The sequence below is a fragment of the Methylobacterium sp. NEAU K genome, assembly GCF_030700285.1.
Classification (GTDB): domain Bacteria; phylum Pseudomonadota; class Alphaproteobacteria; order Rhizobiales; family Beijerinckiaceae; genus Methylobacterium.
Window position 1 is genome coordinate 181,918 of sequence record NZ_JAUYZJ010000004.1, and the last position, 14,236, is coordinate 196,153.

The following is a 14,236-nucleotide window of genomic DNA, read 5'->3' on the forward strand; positions in this document are numbered from 1 at the left end:
CGCCCCCGTCAGAGACCGCGTCTCCGGAACGCCGTCCTCATCCTGAGGCGCTGCCAAGCAGCCTCGAAGGAGCGCTGCTTCGAGGCCCGAAGGCGCGGGCACCGCAGGATGAGGGGGATGGGTGCGGTCGCTCGTGGTACGTCGTCCTGGATTCGTAGCCTAAACTTCCACCACCTGCACGTGACAGGCGGGCTTCTTGCCCCAGGCCTCGTTGACGGCGGTCCGCACGGCCCGGTCGACCGCCTTCTCGACGCCCTCAGAATCCTTGAGCTTGCCGCGCGACAGGCCCGACAGGCTGCGTGAGACCGCATCGACCACCGTCTCGATCAGTGGCTCGCCGGAGCGCCCCCGGTTCGGCAGGCCGATGATGTCCACGGCCGGCTCGCCAAGCACGACGCCGTCCTCGTCGATAGCGATGGCGACTGAGACGAGACCGGCCTGCATGAGCTTGCGCCGCTCGGGGATCGCCCGGTCCTTCTCGTCGATCAGGACGTTGCCGTCCTTGAACAGGCGGCCGGCCTTCACGTGGTCGATCACCTCGGGCCTGCCGGGGCTCAGGCGGACGAGGCTGCCGTTGCGGGCCTTGACCACGTTCTGCACGCCCTGGGCCCGGGCGAAGCGGGCATGCTCGTCGAGATGCAGCGCCTCGCCGTGCACCGGGATGGCGGTGCCCGGTCGCGTCCACTTGTACATCTCGACCATCTCGTCCCGCCGGGGATGGCCGGAGACATGGACCAGGTCGGTGCGGTCGGTGATCACCTCGACGCCCTGTTCGATCAGGTCGTTGATGATCGAGCCGACGTCGCGCTCGTTACCGGGGATCGCCCGCGAGGAGAAGATCACCCGGTCGCCTGCGGTCAGGCTGATATCCGGGTGATCGCGACGGGAGACCCGGGCCAAAGCCGCCCGCGGCTCGCCCTGCGAGCCCGTGAGCAGGGCCACGACGCGCTCGCGGGGCAGGCTCTTCCAGGAATCCGAGCGTCGAAATTCCGGCAGGCCGTCGAGGTATCCGCACTCGCGCGCCACGTCGATCACCCGGTCCATGGCGCGGCCGACCGCGACGACCTCGCGTCCGCACGCCGCGGCGGCCTCGGCCACCGCGCGGATGCGGGCCACGTTCGACGCGAAGGTGGTCACCGCAACCCGGTGGGGCGAGTCCGCGATCATCCTCTTCAGGGTGGCGGCGACCTCCCGCTCGCTCGGGGAAAAACCCTCGCGCACGACGTTGGTCGAGTCGCACACCAGCGCCAGGATGCCCTCGTCGCCCAGCGCCGTGAACGCCTCGGGCGAGGTGACGTCGCCGGCCACCGGCGTCGGATCGATCTTCCAGTCGCCGGTATGGACCACGAGGCCCGCCGCCGTGCGGATCGCGATGGCATTCGACTCGGGGATCGAGTGCGAGACCGGCACGTAGTCGACCTCGAACGGGCCGACGGTCACGCGCCGGCCGGGCTTGATCTCCCGCAGGTCGACCTTCGGGGCGCCCGGCTCGGACAAGCGGCGGGTCTCCAGCAGGTTCTTGGCGAAGCGGGTCGCGTAGACCGGTACCTTGAGCCGGGGCCACAATTCCGAGATCGCACCGATATGGTCTTCGTGCGCGTGGGTGATGAAGATCCCCAGCAGATCCTTCCGCTTCTCCTCGATGAAGGAGAGATCGGGGAACATCAGGTCGATCCCCGGCATCTGCTCCTCACCGGCGAAGCCCATGCCGCAATCGACCATGATCCATTTGCGGCCCTTCTCCGGCCCGAACCCATACAGGGCCGCATTCATTCCGATCTCGCCCACGCCGCCGAGCGGCAGGAAGACCAGCTCCTCCTGTCCCATCACCATCTGTCGTCGTCCAACATCATGCCGCCGTCGCGGCCGTTCCGAAATGCACCTCGCCCGCCGTCACGGTATGCCGGTTCCCGTCGGGGGCGAGGATCACGAGCCGCCCCCCCTCGTCGATTGTCTCGAACACGCCCCGTAAGGTATGCCCGCCGCTGCGAACCGCGATCTCCGATCCAAGACCCGCGGCCCGCGCGAGCCAGTCCTCGCGCAGGTGAGCGAAATTTCGTCCCCGGTCCCAGGCGCGCGCCCGCACGGCCATCCGGTCCGAGAGTTGTTCCAGTAGCGCTTCGGCGCCGCCTGCGTAACCCGTCGCGGCCAAGCATACGGCGCCGAGCCCGTCCGGGGCGGCCGCGACGTTGACGCCGAAGCCGATTACCGCGGCCCTGCGGCCGCCCGGAAGCGTCTCCGCCTCCAGCAGCAGCCCCGCCAGCTTCCCGCCCCCGAGCAGCACGTCGTTCGGCCACTTGAGCCGGAAAGATCGTGTGCGGGTCCCGGCTCCGGTATCCGGCACGGTGCCGCAGGCCGCCTCCAGCGCCTCGATCAGCGCGAGCCCCGCGACGAAGCCGAGTTCGGCGAGGTGGTCCGGCGCCACCCCGCTCACCGGCCAGAGCACGCTTGCCGCGAGGTTGCCCGGCAGGGACGCCCAGGCATTGCCCCGCCGGCCCCGGCCCGACTCCTGGCTATGGGTGATCACCCAGAGCGGTCCCGTCTCGCCCGCCCGCGCCCGCTCCATCGCCTCCGTGTTGGTCGAGCCGAGCCGGTCGTGGACATGGAGGCGGTGGCCCTGGGCGCGCGCCTCTGGCCCGAGTCGGTAGCTCAAGGCGAAGGTTTCACGTTGTGCCGCATTCCCGTCCCGCGCGCCGGAGGCCGCCCGTCCGAGAATGACCTAGAACAGCGACCGGGCCGCCCGGCCGGCGGCGCCGACCAGCGGTCCGGGCAGCAGGAAGAACAGCACGACCACGATGCTCGACAGGGCCAGAACTACGCGCAGGCCCGGCGCCATCGCCTCGTAGGGCTCCTTCGGCTCGTCGAAATACATGATCCGCACGATGCGCAGGTAGTAGTAGGCGCCGACCACGCTGGTCACGACCCCGATCACCGCCAACGTCACGAGGCCCGCCTTGATGGCGGCGGCGAACACGTAGAACTTTGCGAAGAACCCCGCGAGCGGCGGGATGCCGGCCAGCGAGAACATCATGGCGGCGAGGCAGAAGGCCAGCCACGGATGCGTGCGCGAGAGGCCGGACAGGTCCTCGATCGACTCGAACATCACGTCCCGGCGCCGGAGCGACAGGATGATCGCGAAGGTGCCGAGCGTCATCGCCAGGTAGATGATCATGTAGGTGACGAGCCCGCTGATCCCCTCCTCCGAGCCGGCGGCGAGCCCGATCAGCGCATAGCCGATATTGGCGATCGACGAGTAGGCCATCAGGCGCTTGATCGAGCGCTGGCCGATGGCCGCGAAGGAGCCGAGCGCCATCGACACCACGGACACGAAGATGAAGATCTGCTGCCAGACCGCCGTCACGTCCGGCAGAGCGCCGATGAACACCCGCACGGTCATCGAGACCGCCGCCATCTTCGGTGCGGAGGCGAAGAAGGCGGTCACTGGGGTCGGCGAGCCTTCGTAGACGTCCGGCGTCCACATATGGAACGGCACCGCCGACATCTTGAAGCAGACGCCCGCCGCCACGAACACGATCCCCAGCACGATGCCGAGCCCAACATTCTCGTTGAGCGCCGAGACGATACCCGGGAACGAGACGGTGCCGGTGAACCCGTAGATCAGCGAGGCGCCGTAGAGCAGCATCCCGGAGGAGAGCGCCCCGAGCACGAAGTACTTGAGGCCGGCCTCCGTCGACTTGGCGTCGTCCCGGTGGAACGCCGCGATCACGTAGGCGGCGAGCGATTGCAGCTCCAGGCCGAGATATAGCGCGATCAGGTCGTTGGCCGACACCATCACCATCATGCCGATGGTGCAGAGAACGATCAGGACGGGGAATTCGAACCGGTCGATGCGCTCACGCTTGAAAAAGTCGTGCGCCAGCAGGATCGTCGCGGCCGAGCCCAGCAGCACCAGCGACTTCATCACCTTGGAGAAGGCATCCGAGACGAACGCCCCCGACAGGGTGGTCACGCGGCCGTGCGCCGGCTGCGACAGCACCACGAACAGGGCCAGCAGCAGAAGGATCAGGGCGCCGATGCTCACGGTCTCGGCCGAGCGCTCGCCGCGCCAAGCGCCGTAGAGGATCAGGATCATCACGCCGACGCCGAGGATCAACTCGGGCAGGAGCGGTGCGAGCGAGGGCAGGACGGATTGGACGGTGGGCATCGGTTCCGCCTTAGAGCATCTTCCGCCGAAGTGGTCGCCGGTCCGGCGCGCGAAAATGCGATACGACAAGGGACGAGACGTCCGGCCCTGATCAGGGGATCAGGGCCAGGCTTCTAGCGCGGGAGCGGCAGCGCGGCGGCCGCAGTCTGGGTGTTCGCGAGTGCGGCCTTCATGCCCGTCATCAGCGCCTCGGTGGAGGGCGCGAACACGTCGAGCACGGGGGCCGGATGCACGCCGTAGTAGATTGTCAGCGCCACAAGCGGCGCCAGGATGATCTTCTCGCGGGTGTCCAAGTCGAGGATGCCCTGGAGGTTGGGCTTCTCCAGCTTGCCGTAGATCACCCTGGCATAGAGCCACAGCGCGTAGCCAGCCGAGAGGATGATCCCGAAGGTCGAGAAGAAGGCGACGTTCGGGTTCGCCTTGAAGGCCCCGAGCATCGACAGGAACTCGCCGACGAAGCCGGAGGTGCCGGGCAGGCCGACATTGGCCATGGTGAACACCATCATGGCCACCGCGTAGAGCGGCATGCGCTTCACGAGGCCGCCATACGCGGAGATCTCGCGAGTGTGCATCCGGTCGTAGACGACGCCGACGCAGAGGAAGAGCGCTCCCGAGACGATCCCGTGCGAGATCATCAGGAACAGGGCGCCCTGGATGCCCTGCTCGTTCAGGGTGAACAGGCCGAGCGTCACGAAGCCCATATGGGCCACCGACGAGTAAGCGATCAGCTTCTTGATGTCGGTCTGCATCATCGCAGTGAGCGACGTGAAGATGATCGCGATCACCGAGAGGGCGAAGACCAGCGGGGCGAAATCCTGGCTCGCCACCGGCAGCATCGGCAGCGAGATCCGGATGAAGCCGTAGCCGCCCATCTTCAGCAGGATGCCCGCCAGGATCACCGACCCTGCCGTCGGCGCCTCCACGTGGGCGTCGGGCAGCCAGGTATGGACCGGCCACATCGGCATCTTCACCGCGAACGAGGCGAAGAAGGCGAGCCACAGCCAGGTCTGCATCTGCACCGGAAAGCGGTACTGCAGCAGGGTCGGGATGTCGGTGGTGCCGGCCTGCCAGTACATCGCCATCACGGCGAGCAGCATCAGAACCGAACCGAGCAGGGTATAAAGGAAGAACTTGAAGCTCGCGTAGATCCGGCGCTGCCCTCCCCAGATGCCGATGATCAGGAACATCGGGATCAGGCCCGCCTCGAAGAAGAGGTAGAACAGCAGCAGATCGAGAGACTCGAAGACGCCGATCATCGTGGTCTCGAGGACCAGGAATGCGACGAAGTATTCCTTCACCCGGAAGTGGATCGAGTTCCAGGATGCGCCGATGCAGAACGGCATCAGGAACGTGGTCAGCAGCACGAGCGGCATCGAGAAGCCGTCGACGCCGAGCTTGAACCGGATCGTCTCGGCGAGCCAGGTGTGGTTCTCGACGAGCTGGAAGCTCGACGAGGACGCGTCGTAGCGCCCCCAGGCCACCAGGGAGAGGATGAAGGTGATGATCGTGGTGGCGAGCGCGGCCCAGCGGCTGTTGCGCGCGACCGCCTCCTCCTCGCCGTTCAGGGTGAGGATGAAGGCCGCGCCGCAGAGCGGCACGATCAACAGGCCGGAGAGGATGCCGAGGCCGAGCATATCAGTGGGCCCCCTTGGGCAAGCCGGACATCAGGTACCAGCTGATCAGACCGGCGACGCCGATGAGCATCACGAAGGCATAATGGTAGAGGTAGCCGGTCTGGAGGCGGACCACCCCGCGGGTGACGTCCGCGACGCGCGCCGCGATGCCGTTGGGCCCGAGGCCGTCGATGATCCGGCCGTCGCCCTGCTTCCACAGGAACAGCCCGAAATCCTTGGCCGGGCGCACGAAGATCCGGTCGTAGAGTTCGTCGAAGTACCACTTGTTGAGCAGGAACCGGTACAGCGACGGCTGCTGCGCGGCGAGCGCCCCCGGCAGCTCGGGGCGACGGATGTACATCCAGAAGGCCAGCACGAAGCCGAGGATCAGCATGATCAGCGGCGAATAGGAGACCAGCGCCGGGACTTCGTGGATCTCGTGCATGATGTGGTTGTCGGGGCCGTGCGCCAGGGCATGGCCCCAGAACGCGTCCATGCCGGAGCCGATAAAGCGGTCGTGGAAGATGATTCCGGCGAACAGCGCCCCGAAGGCCAGCACTGCGAGCGGGATCGTCATCACCAGCGGGCTCTCGTGGGGCGTGTGATCACCGTGGTGGCCGTGCCCGTGATGGTCGTCGGCGACCAAATCGCTGTTGTGGGCCGGCTCGACATCGTGGCCGTGATCGTCGTGGGCCGCGCCCTCGGTATGGCCCCGAGCGCCGTCGGCTTCGTGCGCCATCGCGGAATGCGCCACCGCCGGCGCGGCGTGGTGATCGTGCGCCGCGTGATCCTGTGAGCCATGGACGCCCCAGCGGGCCGGACCCTCGAAGGTCATGAAGAACAGGCGCCAGGAGTAGAACGACGTGAAGAACGCGGCCACCACGGTGCACAGGAAGGCGAGCGTGTGCCCCGGCCGGGTGGAGGCGTAGGCCGCCTCGATGATCGCGTCCTTCGAGTAGTAGCCCGCCGTGTAGGGGAAGCCGATCAGCGCCAGCGACCCGATCGCCATCATAGCGCTGGTATAGGGGATGTAGCGGCGCAGGCCGCCCATGTTCCGCATGTCCTGCTCGTGGTGCATCGCGTGGATGACCGAGCCTGCGCCGAGGAACAGCAGCGCCTTGAAGAAGGCGTGAGTGAACAGGTGGAACACGCCGGCCGAGTAGGCACCGACACCGAGCGCTACGAACATGTAGCCGAGCTGCGAGCAGGTCGAGTAGGCGATCACCCGCTTGATGTCGTTCTGCACCAGCCCGATCGTGGCGGCGAAGAAGGCCGTGATGCCGCCGATCACCGTGACGACGATCAGGGCGTTCGGCGCCTCCTCGAACAGCGGCGAGAGCCGGGCGACCATGAACACGCCGGCCGTGACCATGGTGGCCGCGTGGATCAGCGCTGAGACGGGGGTCGGGCCCTCCATGGCGTCCGGCAGCCAGGTATGCAGCAGGAACTGAGCCGACTTGCCCATGGCGCCCATGAACAGGAGCAGGCAGGCGAGGGTCAGCGCGTTCCAGTCATAGCCGATGAAGTGGAAGCTCAGCGTCTTGATCGCGTCGACCTTCGAGAAGATCGTGTCGAACGCCACCGAACCGGTCAGGACGAAGACCAGGAAGATGCCCAGCGAGAAGCCGAAATCGCCGACCCGGTTGACGATGAACGCCTTCATGGCGGCGGCGTTGGCCGAGGGCTTCTCGTACCAGAAGCCGATCAGCAGGTAGGACGCCAGGCCGACCCCTTCCCAGCCGAAGAACATCTGCACCAGGTTGTCGGCGGTCACCAGCATCAGCATGGCGAAGGTGAACAGCGACAGGTAGGCGAAGAACCGCGGCCGGTGCGGATCCTCCTCCATGTAGCCCACGGAATAGAGGTGCACGAGGGTCGACACCGTGGTGACGACCACGAGCATCACCCGGGTCAGGGTGTCGACCTTGAAGGCCCAGTCGACCTGGAGGTCGCCGGCCGAGAACCAGGACGCGACCTGCACCCGCTCGGCGTGGCCGCCGTCGAGGAACACCCCCCAGGCGATCAACGCCGTGAAGGCCAGGAAGGCCGTGGTGATGTACTCGCAGGCCCGCGCCCCGATGTACCGGCCGAACAGGCCGGCGATCAGGAAGCCGATCAGCGGGAAGAAGACGATCGCGTGATACATCGCTCTCTTGCAGTCCGTCCTCCGGCCCGGCCGCCTGGCGGCGGCGTCCGGATGTCAGTCGGGGCGCGCGAAGAAGAAGGAGGCCCTAGCCCTTCATCATGCTCACGTCCTCCACCGCGATGGAGCCGCGGTTGCGGAAGAACACCACGAGGATGGCGAGGCCGATCGCCGATTCGGCGGCCGCGACGGTCAGCACGAACAGGGCGAAGACCTGTCCGGTGATGTCGTTGAGCTGCGTCGAGAAGGCGACCAGATTGATGTTGACCGAGAGCAGGATCAGCTCAATCGACATCAGGATGACGATGATGTTCTTGCGGTTGATGAAGATGCCGAGAACGCCGAGCGTGAACAGAATCGCCGCGACGGTGAGGTAGTGGCTCAGGCCGATCATCGTTCGAGTTCTCCGGCGGGCATCAGACCTCGACCCCCTGGCGGGAGGGAACCTTGCGGGTCTCCACCGCCATGCCCTGGGTGCGGGCGTTCTGGACCGCGATGTTCTGGCGCTTGACGCCCGGACGGTCGCGCAGGGTGAGCACGATCGCGCCGATCATCGCCACCAGCAGGATCAGGCCCGCGAGCTGGAAGAAATAGGCGTATTCCGTGTAGAGCACCCGGCCCAGCGCCTGGGCGTTGGTCAGGTTCTCAGCCGACGCGACATTGCCGAGCGGCGCCTGCACCAGACCCGGATCGATCGTCCAGGACCCGACGACGAGCAGCAGCTCCACCAGGAAGATCGCCCCGATCAGGCCACCGATCGGCAGGTATTGCTGGAAGCCCTGGCGCAGCTCGGCGAAGTCCACGTCGAGCATCATCACCACGAACAGGAACAGGACCGCGACCGCCCCGACGTAGACGACGACGAGGATCATCGCCAGGAACTCGGCGCCCATCAGGACGAACAGCCCGGCGGCGTTCACGAAGGCGAGAATCAGGAACAACACCGAGGCGACGGGATTGCGCGAGGCGATCACCATGAACCCCGACGCGACCGTGACACTCGCGAACAGGTAGAAGAAGGCGGCTGCTGCGGTCATGCGCTCGTCGGGATCGGCCGCCGGAGCGGCCCCTTCTGCCTTGCGTGGGAACGGGCCGCAGCGGGCGGCCCGTCTATAGAACCCGGTCGGCGGGGGCACAACAGCGCCCCCGTCATCGCTTCAGCGATACGGCGCATCCATCGCGATGTTGCGCGCGATTTCGCGCTCCCAGCGGTCGCCGTTCAGCAGGAGTTTCTGCTTGTCGTAGAGCAACTCCTCGCGGGTCTCGACCGAGAACTCGAAGTTCGGCCCCTCCACGATGGCGTCCACCGGGCAGGCCTCCTGGCACATGCCGCAATAGATGCACTTCACCATGTCGATGTCGTAGCGCGTCGTGCGGCGGGTGCCGTCGTTGCGCCGCGGCCCCGCCTCGATGGTTATGGCCTGCGCCGGGCAGATCGCCTCGCAGAGCTTGCAGGCGATGCAGCGCTCCTCGCCATTGGGATAGCGCCGCAGCGCGTGCTCGCCCCGGAAGCGCGGGCCGCGATGGCCCATCTCGAAGGGATAGTTGATCGTCGCCTTCGGCTTGAAGAAGTAGCGCATGCCGAGGATCATCCCCGACACGAACTCCTTCAGCAGCAGGCTCTTTGCGACCTGATCGAGCTTCATGCCCGGATCTCCGATTCGGCGGGTGGGCTCAGGCGCCCGGCGCGAGGCCGGTCAGCTTGAGCACGAAGGCGACGACGACGACCGAGACCAGCGAGATCGGCAGAAAAACCTTCCAGCCGAGGCGCATGAGCTGATCGTAGCGGTAGCGCGGCACGATGGATTTCACCATGGCGAACAGGAAGAACAGGAAGCTCGCCTTCAGGATGAACCAGATCACGCCGGGCACCCAGGTGAACGGCGCGAACGGGATCGGCGAGAGCCATCCCCCCAAGAACAGCACGGTGCCGAGCGCGCACATGCTCATGATGGCGACGTACTCGCCGAGCATGAACAGCAGGTAGGGCGTCGAGGAGTACTCGACCATGTAGCCGGCCACCAGCTCCGATTCGGCCTCCGGCAGGTCGAAGGGCGGGCGGTTGGTCTCGGCCAGCGCCGAGATGAAGAACACCACGAACATCGGGAACAGCCAGAGCCAGTACCAGCCGAACAGGCCGAGGCTGGTGTCCTGCGCCATGACGATGCGCGAGAGGTTCAGCGAGCCGGCGCAGAGCAGCACGCAGATGATCACGAAGCCGAGCGACACCTCGTAGGAGATCATCTGCGCGGCCGAGCGAAGGGCGCCCAGGAAGGCGTATTTCGAGTTCGAGGCCCAGCCGCCCATGATGACGCCGTAGACGCCCAAGCTGGAGATCGCGAAGATGTAGGTGATGCCGACGTTGATGTCGGCGATGGCCCAGCCGTCGGCGAGCGGGATCACCGCCCAGCTCGACAGGGCCAGCATCGCGAAGACCAGCGGCGCCAGCAGGTAGATCGCCTTGTTGGCGCCAGCCGGGATTACCGGCTCCTTCAACACGAACTTGAGCAGGTCGGCGAAGGACTGGAACAATCCGAACGGCCCGACCACGTTCGGGCCGCGCCGGAGCTGTACCGCCGCCCAGATCTTCCGGTCGGCGAGCAGCGCGTAGGCGATGAAGACGAGCAGGGCTGCGAGCAGCACGAAGCTCTTCAGCACGATCAGGAGCACGGTCCCGAGGATCTCGAGGGGCGTCATCGTGTGTTCCCTACTCTGCCGCCGCCAGAGAGCGCGCCTCGGCGGCGCGCTCATGGGCAAGGCGCGAGCACTCGGCGAGCACCCGCGACGCGCGGGCGATCGGGTTGGTGAGGTAGAAGTCGGTCACCGGCGAAGCGAAGGCCGGGCCGCCCGTCGCGCCGCCGAGGCCTGCGAGCCGCTCCACGGCTTGCGCCGTATCGCCGGGCTCCACGGTCCCGATCGCCGCGAGATGCGGGTGGGCGGCATAGAGCGCCCGGCGGAGCGCGGCGAGCGAATCGAACGGTAGGCGCTCGCCGAGCACGTCCGACAGGGCGCGCAGGATCGCCCAATCCTCGCGGGCATCCCCCGGCGGGAAGCCGGCGCGGTTGCCCATCTGCACCCGCCCTTCCGTGTTGACCCAGGTCGACGACTTCTCGGTATAGGCCGCGCCCGGCAGGATCACATCGGCGCGGGAGGCGCCCCGGTCCCCGTGGGTGCCCTGGTAGATCACGAAGGCGCCCGGGGCGACGTCGCGCTCGTCGGCGCCGAGGTTGAACAGCACGTCCACACCGCCCGCTTCCAGCATGGCCGAGAAGCCGAGGCCGCCCTCCCCCGGAACGAAGCCGAGATCCAGAGCCCCGACCCGGGCGGCTGCCGTGTGCAGCACGCCGAAGCCGTTCCAATCGGCCGAGACCGCGCCGATCTCCTTGGCCAAGGATGCCGCAGCCGCCAGGATGCCGGGCCCCGCGTCGGCACCGACGATGACGAGGGGCGCTTTGGCCTGCTTGAGGATATCGAGGAAGCTGTGCTCCCCGCGTGCCAGCGCCGCGAGGGACTCGGGGCCCGCGCCGATGTAGTGGCTCGGATAGGTGAGGTCGACCGGCTCGCCGATCAGCCCGACCGCCAGCGGCGCCAGGCGCCAGCGCTTGCGGATGCGCACGTTGAGGAGCGAGGCTTCGGTGCGCGGGTTGGCGCCGACGATCAGGATCGCGCCCGCGGCCTCGATGCCCGGGATGGTCGGGTTGAACACGTAGGAGGCGCGGCCGAGTGCCGGATCGAGGCCGGCGTCCGTCTGGCGGCAATCGAGGTTCGGCGAACCCAGCGCGCGCATCAGCTCGCGCAACGCGAAGATCTCCTCGACGCCGGCGAGGTCGCCGACCACCGCGCCGATGCGCTTCGGGTCGGTGCCCTTCACACGTGCGGCGATGGCCCGGAAGGCCTCGGCCCAGGAGGCGGGCCTGAGCCGGCCGTTCTCCCGCAGGTAGGGGCGGTCCAGGCGCTGCATGCGGAGCCCGTCGATGACGTAGCGGGTCTTGTCCGAGATCCACTCCTCGTTGATCTCTTCGCTGACCCGCGGCTCGATCTGCATGACCTCGCGGCCGCGGGTGTCGACGCGGATCGCCGAGCCGACCGCGTCCATCACGTCGACCGATTCGGTCTTGTTCAGCTCCCAGGGCCGCACGTTGTAGCTCTGCGGCCGGTGGACAAGCGCGCCCACCGGGCAGAGATCGGCGACGTTGCCCTGGAGCTCGGAGGCCATCGACTGCTCGAGGTAGCTGGTGATCTCCATGTCCTCGCCGCGGCCAATGGCGCCGAGGTCGGGCACGCCCGCCACCTCCGCCAGGAAGCGCACGCAGCGGGTGCAGTGAATGCAGCGGTTCATCGCGGTCCGCACCAGCGGGCCGATATGCTTCTCCTCGACCGCGCGCTTGTTCTCCTGGTAGCGGGTCGAATCGACCCCGTAGGCCATCGCCTGGTCCTGCAGGTCGCAATGGCCGCCCTGGTCGCAGATCGGGCAATCGAGGGGGTGGTTGATGAGGAGGAACTCCATCACCCCTTCCCGGGCCTTCTTGGTCAGGCCGGAGCGGGTGAGGACCTCCGGCGGCTCGCCATTCGGCCCGGGGCGGCAATCCCGGACGGCGTAGGCGCAACTCGCCACGGGCTTGGGCGCACCCTTCAACTCCACCAGGCACATGCGGCAATTGCCGGCGATCGAGAGCCGCTCGTGGAAGCAGAAGCGCGGGATCTCGGCGCCCGCGGCCTCGCAGGCCTGGAGCAGTGTGTATTCGGCCGGAACCTCGACCTCGGTGCCGTCGACGAGGATTTTTGTCATCGGTGCAATCTCAGTGCGGGGCGTCGGCGAGATCGAGGCGCCGCTCGATGCGAAGCTCGACCCTATCGATCCGCCGGTGGACGCCGGCCAGGTTTTCCACGACCGCGCCCATCCGGCCCTTCAAGTCACGGACATCGTCGCTGAGGCAATCGACTGTCTCGTCGATGCGCCGCAGATCACCGAGCCTCGGGTTGTCCGGCTGGCCCGGCATCCGCCCTACTCCGCCGCCATCGGGATGGGGTCGGAATGCGGGTTGGCCGTGTAGCGGTCGATCCGCTTCTCGATCTCGGGGCGGAAGTGGCGGATGAGGCCCTGGATCGGCCAGGCCGCCGCATCGCCGAGCGCGCAGATCGTGTGGCCCTCGATCTGTTTGGTGACCTCGAACAGCATGTCGATCTCGCGCTTCTGCGCCCGGCCTTCGGCCATGCGCACCATCACGCGCCACATCCAGCCGGTGCCTTCCCGGCAAGGCGTGCACTGGCCGCAGGATTCGTGCTTGTAGAAATACGAGATGCGGGCGATCGCCGCGACGATGTCGGTGGATTTGTCCAGCACGATCACCGCCGCCGTGCCGAGGCCCGAGCCGAGGTTGCGCAGGGTGTCGAAATCCATCTTGGCGTCGATGATCTGCTCGGCCGGCACCAGCGGCACCGAGGAGCCGCCCGGGATCGAGCACAGGAGATTGTCCCAACCGCCGCGCATGCCGCCGCAATGGCGGTCGATCAGCTCGCGGAAGGTTATGCCCATCTCCTCCTCGACGTTGCACGGCTTGTTGACGTGCCCCGAGACGCAGAAGAGCTTGGTGCCGGTGTTGTTCTTGCCCCCGAAGCCCGCGAACCACGCGCCGCCCCGGCGCAGGATCGTGCCGGCGACCGCGATCGACTCGACGTTGTTGACCGTCGTCGGGCACCCATAGAGGCCCATGTTGGCCGGGAACGGCGGTTTGAGCCGCGGCATCCCCTTCTTGCCCTCTAGGCTCTCGATCAGCGCGGTCTCTTCGCCGCAGATATACGCCCCGGCGCCGTGGTGGACGTAGATGTCGAACGGGTAGTCGTGCACGTTCGACTGGCCGACCAGACGGGCCTCGTAGGCCTCGTCCACCGCCCTCTGCAGGGCGTGCTTCTCGGCCACGTACTCGCCGCGGATGTAGATGTAGCAGGCATGCGCGCCCATGGCGAAGCAAGCCAGCATGCAGCCCTCGATCAGGAGATGCGGATCGTGCCGCATGATCTCCCGGTCCTTGCAGGTGCCCGGCTCCGACTCGTCGGCGTTGACCACGAGGTAGTGCGGGCGCCCGTCCGACTTCTTGGGCATGAACGACCACTTCAGGCCGGTCGGAAAGCCCGCGCCGCCGCGCCCGCGCAGGCCCGACGCCTTCATCTCCTCGATGATCCAGTCGCGGCCTTGGCTCAGCAGGAACTTGGTCCCGTCCCAGGCGCCGCGCTTCTTGGCGGCCTCCAGGCCCGGCGAATGCAGCCCGTAGAGGTTGGTGAAGATGCGATCCTGATCCGACAGCATGTCAGGTC

At 67.2% G+C, this 14,236-nt stretch carries 12 protein-coding genes; all 12 read right to left on the bottom strand.

The features are described from left to right. Positions 1 to 159: 159 nt before the first annotated feature. The 12 genes from Q8W67_RS05215 to nuoF all read right to left on the bottom strand — a co-directional run bounded on the left by Q8W67_RS05215 (position 160) and on the right by nuoF (position 14,228). The gene (locus Q8W67_RS05215) at positions 160 to 1,833 is read right to left on the bottom strand and encodes a ribonuclease J (RefSeq protein ID WP_305541734.1); all 1,674 of its coding nucleotides are present in this window, start codon (positions 1,831 to 1,833) and stop codon (positions 160 to 162) included. A 16-nt stretch (positions 1,834 to 1,849) separates the two neighbouring features. Then, the gene (locus Q8W67_RS05220; RefSeq protein WP_305541737.1) at positions 1,850 to 2,653 is read right to left on the bottom strand and encodes a biotin--[acetyl-CoA-carboxylase] ligase; all 804 of its coding nucleotides are present in this window, start codon (positions 2,651 to 2,653) and stop codon (positions 1,850 to 1,852) included. Positions 2,654 to 2,719: 66 nt separating this feature from the next. Then, positions 2,720 to 4,165 carry an NADH-quinone oxidoreductase subunit NuoN gene (gene nuoN, locus Q8W67_RS05225; protein ID WP_305541740.1) on the bottom strand — a complete coding sequence of 482 codons (1,446 nt, stop codon included), beginning with the start codon at positions 4,163 to 4,165 and terminating at the stop codon, positions 2,720 to 2,722. Between the two features lie 113 nt (positions 4,166 to 4,278). Next, entirely contained in the window at positions 4,279 to 5,799 is a 1,521-nt protein-coding gene (locus tag Q8W67_RS05230) for an NADH-quinone oxidoreductase subunit M (RefSeq protein WP_305541743.1), read from the bottom strand. A 1-nt stretch (position 5,800) separates the two neighbouring features. After that, positions 5,801 to 7,924, bottom strand: coding sequence for an NADH-quinone oxidoreductase subunit L (gene nuoL, locus Q8W67_RS05235; protein WP_305541746.1), 2,124 nt, complete (start codon positions 7,922 to 7,924; stop codon positions 5,801 to 5,803). Between the two features lie 85 nt (positions 7,925 to 8,009). Continuing rightward, complete coding sequence (nuoK, locus tag Q8W67_RS05240; protein ID WP_043351891.1) at positions 8,010 to 8,315, bottom strand: NADH-quinone oxidoreductase subunit NuoK; 306 nt, start codon at positions 8,313 to 8,315, stop codon at positions 8,010 to 8,012. 22 nt (positions 8,316 to 8,337) lie between these two features. Further along, on the bottom strand, positions 8,338 to 8,958 hold the full coding sequence (locus Q8W67_RS05245) for an NADH-quinone oxidoreductase subunit J (RefSeq protein ID WP_305541755.1): 621 nt from the start codon (positions 8,956 to 8,958) through the stop codon (positions 8,338 to 8,340). A gap of 120 nt (positions 8,959 to 9,078) precedes the next feature. Continuing rightward, positions 9,079 to 9,567 carry an NADH-quinone oxidoreductase subunit NuoI gene (gene nuoI, locus Q8W67_RS05250; protein WP_007560744.1) on the bottom strand — a complete coding sequence of 163 codons (489 nt, stop codon included), beginning with the start codon at positions 9,565 to 9,567 and terminating at the stop codon, positions 9,079 to 9,081. Between the two features lie 28 nt (positions 9,568 to 9,595). After that, positions 9,596 to 10,618 (bottom strand): NADH-quinone oxidoreductase subunit NuoH, encoded by a 1,023-nt coding sequence (gene nuoH / locus Q8W67_RS05255; RefSeq protein ID WP_007560745.1) that lies wholly within the window; start codon positions 10,616 to 10,618, stop codon positions 9,596 to 9,598. A 10-nt stretch (positions 10,619 to 10,628) separates the two neighbouring features. Next, positions 10,629 to 12,710 (bottom strand): NADH-quinone oxidoreductase subunit NuoG, encoded by a 2,082-nt coding sequence (gene nuoG, locus Q8W67_RS05260; RefSeq protein WP_305541767.1) that lies wholly within the window; start codon positions 12,708 to 12,710, stop codon positions 10,629 to 10,631. Positions 12,711 to 12,720: 10 nt separating this feature from the next. Beyond that, positions 12,721 to 12,921, bottom strand: a complete 201-nt coding sequence (locus Q8W67_RS05265) for a hypothetical protein (RefSeq protein WP_305541770.1) — start codon at positions 12,919 to 12,921, stop codon at positions 12,721 to 12,723. Positions 12,922 to 12,926: 5 nt separating this feature from the next. Further along, positions 12,927 to 14,228, bottom strand: a complete 1,302-nt coding sequence (gene nuoF, locus Q8W67_RS05270; RefSeq protein ID WP_305541773.1) for an NADH-quinone oxidoreductase subunit NuoF — start codon at positions 14,226 to 14,228, stop codon at positions 12,927 to 12,929. Between the last annotated feature and the right edge of the window lie 8 nt (positions 14,229 to 14,236).